The 17,825-nt window shown below is 69.2% G+C and carries 18 protein-coding genes and 1 pseudogene; 12 read left to right on the forward strand and 7 right to left on the reverse strand.

Annotation, left to right across the window (positions count from 1 at the left end; translation table 11 throughout):
• Positions 1–123: 123 nt before the first annotated feature.
• A complete protein-coding gene (locus tag ACFW9O_RS19855) occupies positions 124–1,539 on the forward strand; it encodes a nucleobase:cation symporter-2 family protein (RefSeq protein ID WP_384610927.1) in 1,416 nt (471 codons plus the stop codon).
• A gap of 78 nt (positions 1,540–1,617) precedes the next feature.
• Here the strand turns inward: ACFW9O_RS19855 and ACFW9O_RS19860 are convergent, their stop codons facing one another.
• Both ACFW9O_RS19860 and ACFW9O_RS19865 read right to left on the reverse strand, forming a co-directional pair.
• Positions 1,618–2,514, reverse strand: coding sequence for a chitosanase (locus tag ACFW9O_RS19860; protein WP_384610929.1), 897 nt, complete (start codon positions 2,512–2,514; stop codon positions 1,618–1,620).
• A 173-nt stretch (positions 2,515–2,687) separates the two neighbouring features.
• Complete coding sequence (locus ACFW9O_RS19865; RefSeq protein WP_384610931.1) at positions 2,688–3,488, reverse strand: chitosanase; 801 nt, start codon at positions 3,486–3,488, stop codon at positions 2,688–2,690.
• A gap of 64 nt (positions 3,489–3,552) precedes the next feature.
• Here ACFW9O_RS19865 and ACFW9O_RS19870 point away from each other — a divergent pair, with 64 nt between their 5' ends.
• The gene (locus ACFW9O_RS19870; RefSeq protein ID WP_384610932.1) at positions 3,553–4,233 is read left to right on the forward strand and encodes an alpha/beta fold hydrolase; all 681 of its coding nucleotides are present in this window, start codon (positions 3,553–3,555) and stop codon (positions 4,231–4,233) included.
• A 76-nt stretch (positions 4,234–4,309) separates the two neighbouring features.
• Here the strand turns inward: ACFW9O_RS19870 and ACFW9O_RS19875 are convergent, their stop codons facing one another.
• Positions 4,310–4,918 carry a TIGR03086 family metal-binding protein gene (locus ACFW9O_RS19875; protein ID WP_384610934.1) on the reverse strand — a complete coding sequence of 203 codons (609 nt, stop codon included), beginning with the start codon at positions 4,916–4,918 and terminating at the stop codon, positions 4,310–4,312.
• A gap of 128 nt (positions 4,919–5,046) precedes the next feature.
• On the opposite strand from ACFW9O_RS19875, the gene ACFW9O_RS19880 reads away from it, so the two are divergent.
• From ACFW9O_RS19880 to ACFW9O_RS19900, 5 genes are all read left to right on the forward strand, one after another.
• Positions 5,047–6,039, forward strand: coding sequence for a fibronectin type III domain-containing protein (locus ACFW9O_RS19880; RefSeq protein WP_384610936.1), 993 nt, complete (start codon positions 5,047–5,049; stop codon positions 6,037–6,039).
• Positions 6,040–6,141: 102 nt separating this feature from the next.
• Positions 6,142–6,738, forward strand: coding sequence for a QsdR family transcriptional regulator (locus ACFW9O_RS19885; RefSeq protein ID WP_351179102.1), 597 nt, complete (start codon positions 6,142–6,144; stop codon positions 6,736–6,738).
• 106 nt (positions 6,739–6,844) lie between these two features.
• Positions 6,845–8,200 carry a hypothetical protein gene (locus ACFW9O_RS19890; RefSeq protein ID WP_384610938.1) on the forward strand — a complete coding sequence of 452 codons (1,356 nt, stop codon included), beginning with the start codon at positions 6,845–6,847 and terminating at the stop codon, positions 8,198–8,200.
• Positions 8,201–8,328: 128 nt separating this feature from the next.
• Complete coding sequence (locus ACFW9O_RS19895; RefSeq protein ID WP_384610940.1) at positions 8,329–8,739, forward strand: hypothetical protein; 411 nt, start codon at positions 8,329–8,331, stop codon at positions 8,737–8,739.
• Positions 8,736–9,368: a hypothetical protein gene (locus ACFW9O_RS19900; protein WP_384610942.1), complete on the forward strand. Its 633-nt coding sequence runs from the start codon at positions 8,736–8,738 to the stop codon at positions 9,366–9,368. Before ACFW9O_RS19895 ends, ACFW9O_RS19900 begins: the two co-directional genes overlap by 4 nt.
• Before the next feature lie 66 nt (positions 9,369–9,434).
• Here the strand turns inward: ACFW9O_RS19900 and ACFW9O_RS19905 are convergent, their stop codons facing one another.
• Positions 9,435–9,656 carry a hypothetical protein gene (locus tag ACFW9O_RS19905; RefSeq protein ID WP_384610944.1) on the reverse strand — a complete coding sequence of 74 codons (222 nt, stop codon included), beginning with the start codon at positions 9,654–9,656 and terminating at the stop codon, positions 9,435–9,437.
• A gap of 243 nt (positions 9,657–9,899) precedes the next feature.
• Here ACFW9O_RS19905 and ACFW9O_RS19910 point away from each other — a divergent pair, with 243 nt between their 5' ends.
• Positions 9,900–10,331 carry a hypothetical protein gene (locus tag ACFW9O_RS19910; RefSeq protein ID WP_384610946.1) on the forward strand — a complete coding sequence of 144 codons (432 nt, stop codon included), beginning with the start codon at positions 9,900–9,902 and terminating at the stop codon, positions 10,329–10,331.
• Positions 10,332–10,362: 31 nt separating this feature from the next.
• Here the strand turns inward: ACFW9O_RS19910 and aceB are convergent, their stop codons facing one another.
• A complete protein-coding gene (gene aceB / locus ACFW9O_RS19915; RefSeq protein WP_384610948.1) occupies positions 10,363–11,982 on the reverse strand; it encodes a malate synthase A in 1,620 nt (539 codons plus the stop codon).
• Between the two features lie 254 nt (positions 11,983–12,236).
• The gene (locus ACFW9O_RS19920; protein WP_351179120.1) at positions 12,237–12,842 is read right to left on the reverse strand and encodes a nucleotidyltransferase family protein; all 606 of its coding nucleotides are present in this window, start codon (positions 12,840–12,842) and stop codon (positions 12,237–12,239) included.
• A gap of 313 nt (positions 12,843–13,155) precedes the next feature.
• On the opposite strand from ACFW9O_RS19920, the gene ACFW9O_RS19925 reads away from it, so the two are divergent.
• Both ACFW9O_RS19925 and ACFW9O_RS19930 read left to right on the forward strand, forming a co-directional pair.
• A complete protein-coding gene (locus tag ACFW9O_RS19925; protein WP_384610950.1) occupies positions 13,156–14,340 on the forward strand; it encodes a barstar family protein in 1,185 nt (394 codons plus the stop codon).
• A gap of 283 nt (positions 14,341–14,623) precedes the next feature.
• Positions 14,624–14,888, forward strand: a pseudogene (locus ACFW9O_RS19930) (HNH endonuclease); the annotation flags it as partial.
• A gap of 340 nt (positions 14,889–15,228) precedes the next feature.
• Here the strand turns inward: ACFW9O_RS19930 and ACFW9O_RS19935 are convergent.
• Positions 15,229–15,405 (reverse strand): hypothetical protein, encoded by a 177-nt coding sequence (locus ACFW9O_RS19935; RefSeq protein ID WP_384610952.1) that lies wholly within the window; start codon positions 15,403–15,405, stop codon positions 15,229–15,231.
• A 128-nt stretch (positions 15,406–15,533) separates the two neighbouring features.
• On the opposite strand from ACFW9O_RS19935, the gene ACFW9O_RS19940 reads away from it, so the two are divergent.
• Positions 15,534–16,226, forward strand: coding sequence for a response regulator transcription factor (locus ACFW9O_RS19940; RefSeq protein WP_384610954.1), 693 nt, complete (start codon positions 15,534–15,536; stop codon positions 16,224–16,226).
• A complete protein-coding gene (locus ACFW9O_RS19945; protein WP_384610956.1) occupies positions 16,223–17,674 on the forward strand; it encodes an ATP-binding protein in 1,452 nt (483 codons plus the stop codon). The genes ACFW9O_RS19940 and ACFW9O_RS19945 overlap by 4 nt, the downstream gene beginning before the upstream one ends.
• The last annotated feature ends 151 nt before the right edge of the window (positions 17,675–17,825 follow it).

Consider the following 17,825-nt stretch of genomic DNA (forward strand, 5'->3'; position numbering starts at 1 on the left):
ACGCGCCCTCGCACCGGTGACGAAAGCTGCCGCATCAGCTGCACGACCTGCACCAACGCACCACTCAGCACCACCTCCCTGACACCCGCGTCCCCGACGCGTACCCGACCGGAGGAAGCCGCCGTGGCAGCTACGCCCAGGTTTCGCACAGAGATATCCGAAGGAACCGACCGGAAACACCCGGTCGACGAGACACTCCCCCCACTGAAGATGTTCACCAGCGGTCTGCAGCACGTGGCCGCGATGTACGCGGGTGTCGTGGCCCCGCCGATGATCGTGGGACCCGCCGTAGGCCTCACCGCGAAGGAGACCGCCTTCCTGATGGGGGCGAGCCTCTTCACCGCGGGCATCGCCACCCTCCTGCAGACCCTGGGCTTCTGGCGCATCGGCGCCCGGCTGCCGTTCGTCAACGGGGTCTCGTTCGCGGGGGTCACCCCGATGATCGCGATCGGCAAGGACCGGGGGCACGACGGCATCGCCGTCATCTTCGGCGCGATCATCGTCGCCAGCCTCCTCGGCTTCCTGCTCGCCCCGTACTTCTGCAAACTCGTCCGGTTCTTCCCGCCCGTCGTCACCGGCACCGTCATCACCCTGATCGGCGTCTCGCTGCTGCCGGTCGCCTTCAACTGGTCCCAGGGCGGCAACGCGGGCGCCGACGACTACGGTTCGACGACCAACATCACGATGGCCGCCGTCACCCTCGTGATCGTGCTCGCCCTGCGCAAACTCCTGCGCGGCTTCCTCCAGCAGATCGCGATCCTGCTCGGCCTGGTCATCGGCACGCTGATCGCGATCCCGGTCGGCATCACCGACTTCGGGACCCTGGGGGACGCCGACCTGGTCGGCTTCCCGACGCCGTTCCACTTCGGTGCCCCGCAGTTCGAGATCGCCGCCATCGTCTCGATGTGCATCGTGATGCTGGTCTGCATGACCGAGTCCACCGCGGACATGCTGGCCCTCGGCAAGATCGTCGGACGTCCTGCGGACGAGCGGACCATCGAGGGCGGTCTGCGGGCCGACACACTGGGCAGTGCCGTCAGCCCGCTCTTCAACGGCTTCATGTGCAGCGCGTTCGCCCAGAACATCGGGCTGGTCGCCATGACCAAGGTCCGCAGCCGCTTCGTCGTCGCCGCCGGCGGAGTGATCCTGGTGGTGCTCGGACTGGTCCCGGTCGCCGCGTCCGTCATCGCCCTCGTACCGCTGCCCGTGCTGGGCGGCGCCGGCATCGTCCTCTTCGGCTCGGTCGCCGCGAGCGGCATCCAGACGCTGGCCGCCGCGGCCCTGGAGAAGGGCGAGAACGCGCTGATCGTCGCGACCGCCGTGGGCATCGGCCTGATCCCGATCGCCGCGCCGGACTTCTACCACGCCTTCCCCGAGGACCTGCTCGTCGTCCTCGACTCCGGCATCTCCACGGGCTGTGTCGTGGCGATCCTGTTGAACCTGGCCTTCAACCACCTGGGCCGGAAGCCGGAGGGCGCCGAGGAGGCCGCCGAAAGCGAACCGTCGAAGGATCCGGTGGCCCTGCCCGTCGCCCACTGACCGGACGGCCGGTGCACCCCAGGCGCGTACGACGGACCCTTGCGGGAACCGCCGTACGCGCCTGGGGTGTTGGCGGGATCAGCCGATGTGGAAGCTGTCGCCGTACACGTGCCAGTCCAGCGGCGGATCCAGATTCAGATTGCCGTTCCGCAGGAACACACGCTGGGCGGTGTCCACCCGGCTGGTGTCCGAGTGGGCTTCCTCCTGCTTCATCGCCCAGACCCGCGCGTCCAGGAACGCGTCGAGGTAGGCCACTTCGTCGCCGCCCTGGGACGGCGGCCGTGCCCGCTCCAGAGCCATACGGCGGATGGAGCCGAAGCTCGTGCTGTCGCTGCCGCCGCCGTGCATGACGATGGCGTCGTAGTACGCGAACTGGCCCAGCGTGCCGAGGCCGTCGGACTTGCCCTGGCTCACCGCCGGATCGAAGTACACCCGGTCCCGCTCGTCGTTCTGTGCCTGTTCGAAGGCGGGGTCGGACGCCGCCTCGGCCCAGTCCCCGGTGAAGCCGGGGTCGAGCCCCTCGTGCGAGTCGGAGCCGTCCACCGCGCGCAGGGCGGGCAGGTACTTCGCGAGCACGTTGCCCGGCTCGCGCTCCGTGTACAGCTCGACCAGACCGAGCATGTCGCCGGTGCCGGAGCAGAATCCGATGATGCCGGCGGTGTAGCCGCGGCCGTCGCCGATGTCCTCGATGTAGCCGTACTGGGCCTTCCAGTCCAGTGAGGAGTTCTCCGCGCTGGACACCAACTGCATGGCGATGTCCTTCTTCGCAGGGTCGTCGAGCCCGGTCGCGGCGGCCTCCAGGTGTTGCGCGGCCGACGGCGTGGGGGCGCCGGCCTGAGCGGTGAACGGAATCGCGGTGAGCGTCAGCCCGAGGGCCACTGCGGCGAGACCGAAGGGTCGGGTGAGATGGGAGAGACGCAGGAGACGAGTGAGACGGGTGGTGCGACGTGCGGTGCCATTGTGGGGGTAGTGCACCAGTCCTCCAAACGGGAGTTCGTCGTTCCGGTGTTCTGTTAGGAAGCTTTCCTATCAGGTGGTTGAGCCTGCGGTACAGACCCCGGACACGGATGCGTGGGATTCCTTTTCCGTATACGCAAGAGCCCCGCACCGCGTGCAGACACGCGGTGCGGGGTCCGGAAAGGTGACGCTCAGTAGTCGATACGGTAGCTCTCGCCGTAGACCTTCCACCGCAGGGGCGACTCCAGCTGAAGCTTTCCTTCGCGCACGAACACGCGTTGGGCGGTCTCCACGCGGCTGGTGTCGCTGTGGGAGGGCTCCTTACGGATCGCGGCCACCCGGGCATCGAGGAAGGCGTTGAGATAGGCCTCCTCGTCCCCTCCGGCAGAGGGCGGCTCGGCAGCCGCGACGGCCTGGGCGCGCATCGTGCGGAAGCCGACCGTGCCCACCGCGTCCTCGTAACCGTGCATCACGAAGGCGTCGTAGTAGATGAACTGGCCCAGGGCGCCGAGTCCGTCCTCCTCGCCCTGGTCGACCGCGGGATCGAAGTAGGAACGGTCACGCTCCGTGTTCTGTGCGGCCCGGAACGCCGGGTCCGACGCGGCCTTCGCCCAGGCTTCCGTGAACGGTGCGCCGAGCCCCGCGTGCGAATCGCTGCCCTTCACCGCGCGCAGTGCCGGCAGGAAGCGTTCGAGCGTGTTTCCGGGGCGCGCCGCCCCGTAGCGTTCGACGACCTTCAGCATGTCGCCGGTGCCGGAGCAGAATCCGATGATGCCGGCGGTGTAGCCGCGGCCGTCGCCGATGTCCTCGATGTAGCCGTACTGGGCCTTCCAGTCCAGTGAGGAGTTCTCCGCGCTGGACACCAGCTGCATGGCGACGTCCTTCGTGGCGGGGTCGTCGAGACCCTTCTCCGGGGCGGCGGCGTCCGGACCGGAGCAGCCCGACAGGGCGAGGGCCACGGCAACGGCGAGGGCGCGACATAGGTGCTTCACGCGACAAGCCTGCCAGGCAGGGATCCCGGACCGGACCGCGGCCGACGGCTGTAGCGTGCGAGGCATGGACGATCGGTCTGTTGTGGATGTCGGCGATGTGCGGCTGGCGTACCGGACCTGGGGCGACCCCTTCGGCTCACCGGTGGTGCTGCTGCACGGCCTCGGCGGCTCCGCCGCGAGCTGGGACCCGACGGCACGGCTGCTGGGCGAGGAGTGGCGGGTGTACGCCCTCGACATGCGCGGGCACGGCGAGAGCGACTGGCCCGACGCGTACGCACTCGATCAGATGCGGGACGACGTCCTCGGCTTCCTCGACGAGTGCGACCTCGACCGGGTGGGCGTCGTGGGCCACTCGATGGGCGGAGTCGTCGCCTATCTGCTCGCCGAGGAGCACGCCGACCGGGTCGAGCGGCTGGTGCTGGTGGAGACCCCGCCGCCGTTCGCGGGGCAGGAGCCGGGAGATCGCCCCACCGGCCCCGTGGACTACGACGAGAACGTGGTCGCGGCCGTCAGGGCGCAGATCGCCGCGCCCGACCCGCGGTGGGAGGAGGAGCTGGGGCAGATCGTCGCACCGACGCTGATGATCGCCGGCGGGCCGGAAAGCGGGATGCCGCAGGAACGTCTTCCGGACATGGCCTCCCTCATCCCCGACTGCCGGCTGATCACGCTGGGCGGCGGACACCAGGTGCACCAGCGGTACGCGGACGAGGTGGCTCACCGGATCACCGAGTTCTTCACCAGCTGAGCCGTCCCGGACTCCCGCCCTGTGTCCCGGACTTCCGCCTTCCGTCCCGGACGTCGCCTTCCGCCCCGGACTCCCGTCAGTCGCCCGGCTTCCAGTCGGGCCGACGACCGCTCAGTGCGATCACGCGGTCGAGCAGCGGTGCGTCCGCCGGGACGGGGACCGGCGGGCCGAAGATCGCGTCAGGGCCGGACCTGTCGTCGTCCCCGGGCGCGAGCAGCGCCTCCGACGAGCGCAGGCTCGCCTCGTCCGCCCGGAATTCCTGACCGGTCGACCGGGCCAGGTCCCAGCCGTGCACGAGCAGCTCGTTCGACACGACCATGGCGGCCACCGGGCCGGGCAGGTCCACCCCGCCGGCCTGGGTCATGCCCTCCAGCGCCGCCGGAGCGCGCCACGCCTCGACGAGCTCGTCCAGCAGGGGAGGCAACGACTTCCGCCAGTCGTCGGGGAGGACCGGCAGCGCCTGGCCCGGTGGGGTGCCCGTCGTCGGCCCCAGGTCCTTGCGCGCCGCGTCACGGAAGGCGACGGACAGCCCGAACACATGGGCGAGCAGCTCACGCACCGAATAGTCCGGGCAGGGCGTGGGTCCCGAGAGCTGACGGTCGTCGACGGAGCTGATCAGTTCGCCGATCTGCCCGGCTGCCGGTTCGAGATCGAGGGCGGGTGCGTTCCCGCTGAGCGTATCCATACTCCTCAGACTGCTCCGGCGCCCGGAACTCATCGCACTCATCGCAGGACATTGCGGAACGTTCTGATCCACGCCCTTGTGGACACCCCCACCTGCATGGCATACAGGTCTGGACCAATTGCTGCCGGATGGAAGGCATCACCGTGCAACGCCCCCACGCACGCACCGCGTTGGCCTGCTCCGCCGCTCTGCTCCTCGCCTCTCTCACCGCCTGCGCGGGCGCCGCGGAAGCGGACACCCAGAAACCGACGGCACCCGAGGGGGTGACCGCGCAGGCGGGCAGTGCCACATCCGTCCACGTCATGTGGGACCGGGCCACGGACAACAAGAAGATCACCGGCTACGAGGTCTACCGCGAAGGGAAGAAGGCGGCATCCGTCCCGGCCGCCAAGCAGATGACCGACATCGTCGGCCTGACCCCGGCCACCGCCTACACCTTCACCGTCCGCGCCCGTGACGGCAGCGGAAACCTGTCCGCGCCGAGCGCGGCCGTCCCCGTCACCACCCCCGCTCCCACCCCTGCCGACGAGGAGCCCCCGACTCGCCCGGTGAAGCTGCGCGGCAAGGCCGACGGCAGCCGAACGGCCACCCTCTCCTGGGGTGCCGCCACGGACAACGTGGGCGTCACCGCGTACGACGTCTACCAGGAGGACGCCAGGATCCACACCGTGCCGGGCACGCAGACGACGGCCCGGCTCACGGGACTGCGCCCCGGCACGGTCTACACCTTCACCGTGCGGGCCAGGGACGCCGCCGACAGGTCCTCACCCGACAGCAACGCGCTCGACCTGACCACCGCGTCCGCCCCCGGAGCCCCCGCGAGCACAGCACCCACCGGGCTGCGGACCAGGACGACCGCCGGGAGCAAGGAGTTCCTGGTCGACCTCTCCTGGGACCAGCCGGACACCGGCGGCACGATCCCGGCGTACGAGCTGTACCTGAACGGGAAGCTGACCACCACCATCGTCTGGGGCGGCACCCCGCCCGCAGGCCGCGCGACGTACCGGCTCACCCTCAGCGATCCGCCCGGCACGCGGTACTCGCTCAAGATCCGGCCCAAACTGCCCGACGGGACCTGGGGCGACTTCTCGGCCCAGCGCACGGTCGTGCTCACCGGCTGAAGGTGCCGCCCGGTCGGGGGCGCCCGGCGGCGCGCGCGGTAAGGTACCGGCCGCCGCCCCGGGGCCGCTCGGGGCGCCGGCCCAGGAGGAGGCGAGCCTGCCATGCCGGGTGCGGCACCTGCCCGACGCGTGGTGAGCCGGGGCCATGTCGTGCACAGCGCCTGCCGGTACTTCCTGCGGCACGGCACGGTGGACATGGAAGCGCTCGCCCAGGACCTCGCGATCAGCCGGGCGACGCTCTACCGCGTGGTGGGCAGCCGGGACGGCCTCCTTGCCGACGTGCTGTGGCAGTTGGCGGACCACCTGCTGGACCGGGCGCGGCGCCGGCGCACCAGTGCGGGCGTGGACGGAGTCCTGGAGATCACCCGGTACTTCGTCACGTCCCTGCGTGGCTCCGCCCCCTTCCGGGACTTTCTCCGTGCCGAGCCCGAGACCGCCAGGCGTCTGCTGACGGGCGGTGGCGTGCACCGGCAGGCCGTACTGGCCCAGCGGGGCATCCTGCTGGAGGAGTCGGGGGAGAGCGGACCGCTCTGGCCTGCGGCCGGCATCGACGAGCTGGCCTACCTGTACGTCCGGGTGGTCGAATCCGCCCTGTACGCCGAGCTGCTGAGCAGCCGCCGGCTCGACCCCGCCCTGGCCGAACGCACTGCCCGTGCCGTACTCCACCAAACTCTCCGCACCGCGCCGGGCCGGATCTGAGACCGCGGTCTCACGCTCGCGCCGCCGACTGGTGGGCTGTCGACGCCGGTCGTATTTTCCGACTCCGACGGCACAACGACCCCGCACACGCCACTCGGAGGAGATCATGACCGGTTCCTTACCGGCCCGGACCGTCCTGCTCGCCGCGTTCCTGGTCCTCGCAGGGACGCTCGCCGCCCTGACGACCCCGACGCGGTCCGCGGCCGCACCGCGCACCACGGCCAACCCGGTGATCTTCGTCCACGGCCAGCAGGGTTCGGCGCAGCAATGGCAGTCCCAGGCCAAGCGGTTCTCCGGCAACGGCTACCGCGACGATCTGTTGTACGTCCACGAGTACGACACCTCCATCACCACCGACGACCACGCGATCGCCGGGCTGGAGGCACTGGTCGACTCCGTCCGGGCACGCACCGGAGCGGCGCAGGTCGACATCCTGGCGCACTCGCGGGGCACGAGGGTCGTGCACGCCTACCTCTCCGTGCCGGAACGGGCGGCGGAGGTCGCCAAGTACGTCAATCTGGACGGCCGTACGGCAACCGCGCCTCCCGGCGGGGTGCCCACGCTCGCCATCTGGAGCAGTCTCCAGCCGAACGGATCGATCGGCGGAGCGGTCAACGTCCACGAGCCGCAGGCGGGACACACGGAGAGCGCCACATCCGCCGAAAGCTTCGCGCACATCTACGAGTTCCTCCGCGGCAGGCCACCGCTCACCACTCGCGTGCTGCCCGAACTGCCCGGACTCGTGAAGATCGCCGGCCGCGTCGTGCACTTCCCGCAGAATGCGGGGCTCCAAGGCCGCCTCGAGGTCTGGAGGCTGGACCACGCCACGGGAGCCCGTGCCGGGCACCTGCCGCAGCACATCGTGCGGGTGGGCGCCGACGGCGGCTTCGGCCCGCTCGCCGTCAACGGGCGCGGACACTACGAACTGGCCCTCATCCGCAGCGGTGAGCGCACCAGCCACTTCTACTTCGAACCGTTCGAACGCAGCGACCGCTTCCTACGGCTCCTCGTCTCCCCGCCCGGCGGTGTCGCGGACGACATGGACGCCTGCCCCGGTCACACCGCGCTCACCATCGTCCGCGCCCGCGAGTGGCGGTCGGGCACGGCGGAGGACGACCGGCTCCGCATCGCCGGAACGGACGTGCTCAACCCGGCTGTCGCTCCCCAACTGCGGCAGATCCTCGGTATGTTCGCGTTCGACAAGGACTGCGACCGCGCGAGCCACCTCGACGCGCCCCTCCCGCCCTTCGACCGGGTCCCGTTCCTCACGGCCACCGACCTCTACCTCCCGGCAGACGCCCGGGCCGGCGGAACGATCCCCGTCACCCAGACGATGCGCGGGACCGGCGGGGCGGACGCCACCATCGCGGTGCCCAACTGGCCCTCGGACGAGCACGCGGTGTCGCTCCTGTTCAGGGACTACGCGGACATCCCGTCCGGCGGGATCGCCGGGCCGCGCTGAGCCGGAGACCGTACGCGCGGCCGCTCTGCTCCCGGACCGCCCGGGAGCAGAGCAGCCGGTTTCCGGGCCGCGGCTCGACCGGTGATACTCCCCCTCGGAGACAGTCCGGTCCCTGTGGGGAGGAAGACATGAAGCGCAACGAGCGGGCAAGGCAGGTCCTCGGGAGATTCGGGGATGTGGTGTGGTTCAGGTCACCGGTGGACCGCCACCCCGTCCACGGCTACCGTCAGGTCGCGTTCGTCGGGTGGCGTTTTGCCGAGCCTCACGAAGAGCTGAAGGAAGTATTCGAATCAGCAGTGCGGGAAGCGCCGGACAAGGTCGAGTGGACCTTCAGGTCGGTAAGGAACTGGATGATCGTTCCCACTCGTCTGATTCAAGAGGCCGGACCGAACGCTCAGAATTTCAACGAAGCGATGAATGCAATCCGGGAACGTGACCAGGAGTTCTGTGCAGCAACAGCCGTAGATCTTGAAGGGATCTTCCAGGTGTTGTCGGACAGCTCTGCAAGGGAGGGCGCTCCTGATGAGAAGGGAAAATGACCCGTCACCCAGAAGTCTCTGAAGTATCGCTGGCACGCGAAATCTTTGGCCCGCTCGGGGGGATCGTAGAAATCGGAGCTGTGGTCGACGCAGGGGCGGGTGCAGCACTGGCTCGGATTTCGGTGGGCGACTTCACTGCTCGCAACAAGCCCGAGTTGACTCATATTCTGCGGACGGTGCAGGAGGTCGGAAGTTTCCGTCCCTCGACCATGGATCTCGTGGACGAGCTCGGCTGGCACGCTGATCACGAGATAACCGCTGCTTCCCTTCTGCTGTGGTCCGGTGGAATCGAAGAGTATTCCCCGCACCTCGGCAGTCCTCAGGCGGTGCGGCGCATGGCCGGTGCAGGTGCCGACCTTCAATTGGTGCACTTCAGTCACGCATTGGTAGGAGCGGCCGTGGCCCTGGGCAAACCCGCCGCCGCATCATCCGAACCGATCGTCGAGACCATGCGCCGTGCTGCGAGATTGGCCGGCTCGGATGCACCTCGGGCGGCCTGGGACGTCTACCGAATGTGGCGTGCTTCCCTGCTTCCTGCGGTACTGATGCCGGCAGCCGCATCCCCGCATTCTGTAAGAATCGGCTACAGGTCGTTCGCCCACGCTCTTGAACAACTGCTTTCGGCCTGAAGGAGGCATGGGTATGTGGCAGATGATTGATGACGGAGAGAGCGAGTATCTTCGACCTTGATTGGTTCAGTAAACATGATCGAGCCCAGCAGGTTGCAGATCTACGAGGTTGAGCGCTCCAGTGACCTGGAAGGAGTCTGCGTCGTCAGATGCGTCAGTGGGGTCGTCAGGTGTGGGCAGATCTTCGTGCCCGAGGGTATTACCGAGAAGTTGGCTCCTGATTTTCACCTCACCCTTGTCGAGATCGAGCGATACGGTGAAAATGTAGACTTCTTCGATCCGCCACATTCGGCCAGAGTCTATTTTTCCGGAGGGTCAGTAGGGCATTTGATCCGGGGATCGATGCTGACTGGAACTGCTTCCTGATAGTCGCGAGCACCCACGGTCGACCGGTGCGCGCTGTATTTCCGGCGACGGTCCGAGACCGCTTCCGGAGCGAGTCAACTCCGTGCGGGGGTTCGCCGACCGTCGGTCAGGCGGGCCGCGCTGAGCGCATGCGCCTCCTCGACTCCCGGGTGATAGGTTTCGAACGTGTTCAACTATGGAGCGCGGTCGGTCGATCCGGGCGGCCGCTCCTCGGTGTGCCGTGACGAGAGGCCCGCAGCGATGAGCCGTACCAGCCGTCCCCGTACCGCCCGGACCGTGGCGCTCGTGTATGTCGTCGCCATGGTCGTGGGCGGGTTGGTCATGGGGGCCCAGGGCCCCTCGCACGAGGGGCCGTTGCTGGTCTGGTTGTCGCAGCCCGGGCTGAACTTCCTGTACGTCTTCGTCCTCATGCCGCTCACCGTGGTGTTCGGTGACCTCGGCGGGGGTGGGGGCGACGCCGGTCCGTACAGCCTGGCTCTCTCGTGCGGGCTCGGGGCGGCCGTGAACGTCCTGCTCGTCCGGGCCGTGGTGTGCTGCGCGCGCATGGTCGCCGCCGACCTGCCCGTATGCCGGAAGCGCCGTACCCCGGCGCGGTGACACGCGGGGTACGGCGCTTGCGGGGATTGCGTCAGCGCAGCTGCTCGTACGCCGGCAGGGTCAGGAAGTCCGCGTAGTCCTGGTCCAGGGAAACCTGGAGCAGCAGGTCGTGGGCCTGCTGCCACTTGCCCGACGCGAACGCCTCGTCGCCGACTTCCGCGCGGATCGCGGCCAGTTCCTCGGCGGCGACCTTGCGGGCCAGGTCCGCGGTGGCGTGTTCGCCGTTCTCGAAGACCACGTCCGCGTTGATCCACTGCCAGATCTGCGAGCGCGAGATCTCCGCGGTGGCCGCGTCCTCCATCAGGTTGAAGATGGCGACCGCGCCCATACCGCGCAGCCACGCCTCGATGTAACGGATGCCGACCGCGACGGCGTTGTGCAGGCCGTCGTACGTGGGCTTCGCGTCCAGGGTGTCGATGGCGATCAGGTCGCCCGCCGCCACCGTGACGTCCTCGCGCAGCCGGTCCTTCTGGTTCGGCTTCTCGCCGAGGACCGCGTCGAACGAGGCCATGGCGATCGGGACGAGGTCGGGGTGCGCGACCCAGGAGCCGTCGAAGCCGTCGTTCGCCTCGCGGTCCTTGTCCGCCTTGACCTTCTCGAAGGCGACCTTGTTGACCTCGGCGTCGCGCCGGGAGGGGATGAAGGCGGCCATGCCGCCGATGGCGTGCGCGCCGCGCTTGTGGCAGGTGCGGACCAGGAGTTCGGTGTAAGCGCGCATGAACGGGGCGGTCATGGTGACGAGGTTGCGGTCCGGCAGGACGAACTTCGAGCCGCCGTCGCGGAAGTTCTTGACGATGGAGAAGAGGTAGTCCCAGCGGCCCGCGTTCAGCCCGGAGGCGTGGTCGCGCAGCTCGTAGAGGATCTCCTCCATCTCGTACGCGGCGGTGATCGTCTCGATCAGGACGGTCGCGCGGACCGTTCCCCGGGGGATGCCGACGTAGTCCTGGGCGAAGACGAAGATGTCGTTCCAGAGGCGGGCCTCCAGGTGCGACTCCGTCTTCGGGAGGTAGAAGTACGGACCCTTGCCGAGGTCGATCAGCCGCTGCGCGTTGTGGAAGAAGTAGAGGCCGAAGTCGACCAGCGCGCCGGGCACCGGGGTGCCGTCCAGCTGGAGGTGGCGCTCGTTCAGGTGCCAGCCGCGCGGGCGCGTGACGACGGTCGCGAGCTCCCCGGCGGGCTTGAGGGCGTACGACTTTCCGGACTTCGGGTCGGTGAAGTCGATGTTCCGGGTGTACGCGTCGATCAGATTGAGCTGGCCGGTGATCACGTTCTCCCACGTGGGGGCGGACGCGTCCTCGAAGTCGGCGAGCCAGACCTTGGCGCCCGAGTTCAGGGCGTTGATGGTCATCTTGCGGTCGGTCGGACCGGTGATCTCCACCCGGCGGTCGTCCAGCGCGGCCGGGGCCGGGGCGACCTTCCAGGTGTCGTCCACGCGGATCGCTTCCGTCTCCGGCAGGAAGTCCAGCGTGGAGGTGCGGGCGATCTCGGCGCGGCGCTCGCCGCGGCGGGCGAGCAGCTCGTCACGCCGGGGCGTGAACTGCCGGTGCAGCTCCGCCACGAACGCGAGAGCCGCATCGGTCAGGACCTCGTCCTGCCTCGGCAGGGGCTCGGCATCGACGATGGCCAGCGGGGACGGCGCTGGTGCGGACATGAGCTGTCACTCCTTCAGCGGGTGGTGCGGGCGGCGGCCCGCGGCTGCCGGGTCGCCTGGGACGGCACTGCGTGCCATGGCTCCGGGATGCGGCCGCGGGTGCCGCCCGGGTGCGGAAGTGGTACTCCGCGCTCTGATCAGTGGATATTAGTTTCCTCATGGTGGAAGTTCAATGGTTTGTTGATATCGAGATTCTCCGGGTCGACAGAAGTCGGGAGGAGACGGCGCACCGTGCCAGGGCGGGTACCCTCCGTTCACTCCAGGTGCCCCAGATCCTCCGCGGTGTCGATGTCGTACGCCTGAGCCACATCGGAACACTCGACGAGCGAGATCGCATCGCGGTGCGCTTTCAGATACGCCCGCGCACCCTGGTCGCCGACCGCGGCTTCCCCGACGTCCGCCCACCGCTCGGCACCGAACATCACCGGATGGCCCCGCTGCCCGTCGTACATCGCCGCGACGAGGCTCATCCGGGACCGGTACGCCGACCGCACCCGCGCCACCGCCTCGGCGCCGATACCCGGCTGGTCGACCAGCAGGACCAGCGCCGCGTCCGCGTCCGAACCGGTGAGCGCATCGAGCCCCGCACGCAGCGAGGAGCCCATGCCGTCCTCCCAGCCGGGGTTCACGGTCACCGTGCACCTGGAGAGGTCCGCCCGTTCCCGTGCCTCGTCGGCCGAGGCGCCCAGCACTACATGGACCGGGCCGCACCCCCCGTTGCGCAGCGCCCGGACCGCGTGCTCGACCAGGGGGCGCCCGCGGTGTTCCAGCAGGGCCTTCGGCCGGCCGCCGAGCCTGCGGCCGCCACCTGCGGCGAGCAGTACCCCGGCGACCACGGGGATCCTTTGTTTGTCAGCCATGCGCTCTGGATACCACTGCTCCGGGCCCTGAGCAGACACGGCATCCCCATCCGTCACTCCCGCGCGACCGCCCTGATCCAGCTTGCCGAGGAGATACGCCGGCGGTCCTGGCCCCGCTCCTGGGGCTCCACGTCATCACCGCGCCGCAGTGGCGCCGCCTAGCCGCAACCGACTGGACCGCCTACCTCCAGGCACGCCAACAGGCCATCGGCAGACCTCGTCAGAACACGAGCTGGCTGGCTCTTCCGGCGGGCCGGGGAACGTTGCTCCGTATCGTTGACCCGCCAAGTCGGTTCAACTGTTCGGAGGCTTCGTGCGGGTCGAGGACCATGCCACGTGGGACCACATCTTTCCGGTCAGATACCTCCTGACCCGCCAGAACGCTGACCTTGAGAGCGTCTTCTGGGGGCGGTGCGCCGATGTCGAGGGACTGTTCGCCGACCCGGTACCGCCGCCACGTGAACTCCTGACTCTGCGCGGGTGCACGCCCGCAGGCCCATGGCACGATGTGCTCGCCATTCCCTACGAGGCCACGCGGTCTCTGGGCAACCTGGCCGTCGACATCTCAGATGAGAAGGGCCCCCAGTTCGCGTGGACCCTGGTGGACACGGTCGTCATCTCGCACTCGCCCAACGCGACCGATCCGGACCTCGTCGACATCGTCGTCGGCACTGGCGTGATCGAACACAGCGAGGTCCGGCCCAGCGCAGGCCCTCGCATCATGCCTGCCGTTCCGCGCTTTGCAGTAGCAGAAGAGGACTACAGGGGCGGGCCTATCGGCGAATGCCACAGCATCGACGGTCTCCTCTCCCCGCGCAAGCTACGCCCAGACATCCCCTTGCAGCTCATTGGGTGCGAGCCCGGCGAGCGACTGCTCGCTGCCCTGCGCAACCCGCAAGCCTGGACCCAGGAATGGGGGGCACTGGTGGCACTGGACCGGTTCGGGCGGGAGATGGGGGCGCATGGGGTCCGTCTGGAGATTGCCGAGGTCAGTGCATCCGTGCTGGGCGGGTCCCTGGTCGACATCACGCTCGCCGACGGCGGGGACGACGATCGACCTTCGCTGGGTGCTCGACGCATCTGGGAAACCTGGTACCGGGGCTTCCCGACGATGCCCAACCAGTGGGCCTCACTGGACACGCGGGGCCGAGCTGAGTGGCTCGACCTGATACGCCCTCATCCAGGCAGCGAGCCGGACTGCACGGGGGGAACCCATCACCTTGAGGGGCGATTCATCACTGACAGGCCGGGCTTCTATTGCGCGCTGGGCGAAGCACTCATCGGTCCCGGCCGCTGGTTCGGACGAGGGCTCGACGATCTCACTGACTGCCTGGGCGGCCAACGCGGCGTCATCGGGCCCCTCACCTTGATCTGGCACGACGCCGACATTGCTCGCCATGCATTGAACTTCGCCCTCGAACACGGCGGAAAGCTCACCTACTTCGAGGAAGCCGTGCAACTCCTCGAGAACCACGGCGTCACCGTCGTTCTCCGGTGAATCCACCGACTGGTTCTGTTCACGAGTTCCGGTTCTGGCAACTTCTGCGATGTCAGCTGTCACGCCGGTCTCCGGACGATGCCGTGGCCGGGGCCTTGCAGGTCAGACGAATGGAGTGGTTCCCGGAGGAGACGCTCCTGCTCCGCTTCACAGGAGTTGTGCCAGAACCCGCTCTCGTGAACAGAGCCAACCGACCACCTGGTGAAGACAACCCGTACCATTCTGATGGCGCGACTGAACCAGCCAAACGAATAGCGCCGGGTTCGAATGACGCTCCCCGCCAGCTGGTGCCTCGGTCTGGACGCAGCCCGGCGTGAGGCCTATGCGAACGATCAGGGCGCGGCGGCTTCGTCGGTCGCGGTGACGGCTCGTACGAACAGGCAGAAGTCTGATCAGGATCCGGCCGAGTGGCTACCCGGCCCCGGAGGTGCAGTGCCGGTACGTGGGGGAGTTGGGTAGCCACCAAGCTCCGTTGGCAACTGGCCGCGGACGCCGCCGAACTCGAGGTGCTGCAGGTATTCGCCGACGGCCCCTGCGAGGAAACCGTTCGTCTCCTACACCCCCGCCCATCGTCTCGGCCTGTGCGGTGATCTCGCGTTCCCGCTCCTCCAGCCGCCCCAGCACCGCGCCGAGCGTCAGCTTCCCGTCGGACATGCGGTGCGCCAGGCCGGTGTGGTCGCCCCGGTCGGCCGACGCAGTGTCACCGCGGTCATCGCCCGCTCCACCCGCCACTGCGAACTGCGGGGCAGATGCTCGTAGTCGCGTACCAGCCTGCAGTGCAGCATCAAGATCCCACAGGCGCGCGTTCCATGACCCACCGCTTGGCCTGGGGAACGAACCCGGTCTGCGCGGGATTGGGCTCCATGACCTCCACCCCGATGCCCACCTTCACCCGTGCGCGACGACGGCGTTCTTGAAGCCCTGGTCGACCAGGGTCTTCTCCACGGCGTCGGTGGCGACCATGTCCAACAGCGCGATCCCGACGGTGTTCCGGTGCGCCGGCGCGGAGAATCTACTGTCTGGTTGTCGGGTGCGGTGCTGGTCATCTGATCCTCCCCTGCTCATGAGCCGAAGTAGGTTCCCTTTCTTAGGCATCCGTAAGAGCGCGGTCCCCAGCGACGCTCTAATCCTGGCCTCAGGTTGATCGGAGACAATGAGCGGCAAAAACATGGACTGGAAGGGGGCGGGCCGGCGTGCGGATCATGATCGCGGATGATGACGTGGCCATCCGGGATTCGCTGGAGCGGGTGCTCCAGGTCGAGGGTTACGACACGAGCACCGTCGCCAACGGTCTCGCCGTGCTCGACGGGGTCGGTGGGGCCAGCGGTGACACGCTGGATCTGCTGCTCCTCGACGTGATGATGCCCCGCCTCGGCGGGTTGGAGACCTGCCGGCGGTTGCGGGCCGCGGGTCGGGATCTGCCGGTGCTGATGCTGACCGCCCGTGACCAGGTCTCCGACCGGGTCGCGGGGCTGGACGCGGGCGCCGACGACTACCTGCCCAAGCCGTTCGCCACCGAGGAGTTGCTGGCCCGGGTGCGGGCCCTGCTGCGCCGGCGCACGCCGACCGACGAGGAGTCGCAGATTCTGTCGTTCGCCGACGTCCGGCTCGATCCCGACAGGTTCGAGGCGTGGCGGGGCGGGCGGCCGCTGCGCCTGACCCGGACCGAGTTCTCCCTCCTGCAGGTCCTCATGCGCAACGCGACCCGGGTCTTGACCCGCGACGCGCTGTTCGAGGCGATCTGGGGCTTCGGCATGAGCTCCACCGCCAACAACCTCCAGGTATACGTGAGCTACCTGCGCCGCAAGATGGAGGCCGAGGGTGAGCCGCGATTGATCTACACGCTGCGCGGCCTGGGATACACGTTGCGGGAGACTCCTCCGTGAGCAGGCCCGCCGGCCGGGAACCGCGCCGGCTGACTCGATGGTGGCGCCGGCGGTCCCTGCGGACCAGGCTGACGGTGATCGCGGCGACGGCCATCGCGGTCAGCGTGTTCGTAGCCTTCCAGGTGGCCAGCGAGCTACTGGACTGGGAGCTGAAGGACACCGCCGAGAATCAGCTACGCGCCGACTCCCGCATCCTGGCGACGAACGCGGAGCGCACCGGTCTGGCGCAGGTCCAGCTACCGCCGTATCCCGGATCCGGTCGGCTGGTGCGGGTCATCCTGCCCGACGGCTCGATCCGGACGCCGGCCGGTCAACCCGCGCTGCCCCCGGTCAGCGAGCACGCCGGGCGCGTGGCTCAGGGCGTGTCGGCCGACCTGATGGAGTCGAACGACAGCGACGACGACGGCTACCTCATCCACACGCTGCGGGCGGGCGACGGCGCGGTCCAGGTGGCCCGCGTCGTCGACGACAGCCCGATCAACCGGTTCGGGTTGGGCATGCTGCTGATCGGGCTGCTCTGCGTGGTCGGCGGCGCCCTTGTCGGGCGGACCGTGGCGCGGACCGGGCTGGCGCCGATCGACCGGCTGACCGCCGCCGCGGTACGTGTCGCGCGCACCCAGGATCTCGACGCCGACATCCCGGATGAGGGCGGTGGGGAGATCCGGCGGCTGATCCAGTCGATCAACGACATGCTCGCCGCGCTCCGGAACTCCCGGCGGGCCCAGCGGCTGCTCGCCGAGGACGCCGCCCACGAGCTCAAGACCCCGCTCACCAGCCTGCGCCTCAACGTCGAACTGCTGATCCGGCTCGATCGGCGCGGCACCCTGGACAGCGCGCTGCCGGCGGAGAGCCGGACCCGGCTGCTCAACGATCTCGGCGCCCAGGTAGCCGAGTTGAGCACCCTTGCCGCCGAGCTGACCGACCTGGCGCGCGGTGACATCAGCGACGAGAGCACCGAGGTGCTCGACCTCGCCGACGTGGTGGGGGCCGCCGCGACCCGGGCGCGTTCCCGCGCGCCCGACATCGAGGTCACGCTCGACGTGACCTCCGTGTGGGTGAGCGGGCGTCCCGCTGCGCTCGAGCGGGCGGTGCTCAACCTCATCGACAACGCCGGCAAATGGACCCCCGCGGACCAGCCGGTCCAGGTCCGGCTCCGTGCCGAGGGCGCGTCGGCGGTGCTTGAGGTCGACGACGCCGGGCCGGGCATCGACGCCGCCGACGTACCGCGGGTGTTCGACCGGTTCTACCGTGCCGACAGCGCCCGGGCGTTGCCGGGATCCGGTCTGGGGCTGTCGATCGTGCAGCGGGTCGTCGACGCCCACGGCGGGCGGGCCACCGTCGCCCGCTCCGCACGCGGTGGCGCGCTGCTTCGGGTCGACCTTCCGGCCGCGGCCCCGCCCGCCCCGATCGCGCGGCTCACCGCCGGAGAGGACACCGAGGTGCGCTGACCCGCCCCGGCGGCGCGGCGCAGGACAAGGGACGGCGGCCCTCGGGCATGGCCCTGCGCGGCTCACCGTCGGGGCAGGACACCGCGATGCGCCGACCCCAGCCCCGGCGCGTGGCGCAGGACAAGCGGCCGCGGGCCCATGAATATCCGGG

Source organism: Streptomyces sp. NPDC059499, assembly GCF_042749285.1.
In the GTDB taxonomy this organism is placed as follows: domain Bacteria; phylum Actinomycetota; class Actinomycetes; order Streptomycetales; family Streptomycetaceae; genus Streptomyces.

Excerpts from the sequence above, each read along its gene's own strand:
- ACFW9O_RS19890 (WP_384610938.1), top strand. The coding sequence starts at position 6,845 with ATGACCGGTTCCTTACCGGCCCGGACCGTCCTGCTCGCCGCGTTCCTG.
- ACFW9O_RS19935 (WP_384610952.1), bottom strand. The coding sequence starts at position 15,405 with ATGAGCAGGGGAGGATCAGATGACCAGCACCGCACCCGACAACCAGAC.
- ACFW9O_RS19870 (WP_384610932.1), top strand. The coding sequence starts at position 3,553 with ATGGACGATCGGTCTGTTGTGGATGTCGGCGATGTGCGGCTGGCGTAC.
- ACFW9O_RS19895 (WP_384610940.1), top strand. The coding sequence starts at position 8,329 with ATGAAGCGCAACGAGCGGGCAAGGCAGGTCCTCGGGAGATTCGGGGAT.
- ACFW9O_RS19900 (WP_384610942.1), top strand. The coding sequence starts at position 8,736 with ATGACCCGTCACCCAGAAGTCTCTGAAGTATCGCTGGCACGCGAAATC.
- ACFW9O_RS19905 (WP_384610944.1), bottom strand. The coding sequence starts at position 9,656 with ATGTGGCGGATCGAAGAAGTCTACATTTTCACCGTATCGCTCGATCTC.
- ACFW9O_RS19875 (WP_384610934.1), bottom strand. The coding sequence starts at position 4,918 with ATGGATACGCTCAGCGGGAACGCACCCGCCCTCGATCTCGAACCGGCA.
- aceB (WP_384610948.1), bottom strand. The coding sequence starts at position 11,982 with ATGTCCGCACCAGCGCCGTCCCCGCTGGCCATCGTCGATGCCGAGCCC.
- ACFW9O_RS19880 (WP_384610936.1), top strand. The coding sequence starts at position 5,047 with ATGGAAGGCATCACCGTGCAACGCCCCCACGCACGCACCGCGTTGGCC.
- ACFW9O_RS19885 (WP_351179102.1), top strand. The coding sequence starts at position 6,142 with ATGCCGGGTGCGGCACCTGCCCGACGCGTGGTGAGCCGGGGCCATGTC.
- ACFW9O_RS19920 (WP_351179120.1), bottom strand. The coding sequence starts at position 12,842 with ATGGCTGACAAACAAAGGATCCCCGTGGTCGCCGGGGTACTGCTCGCC.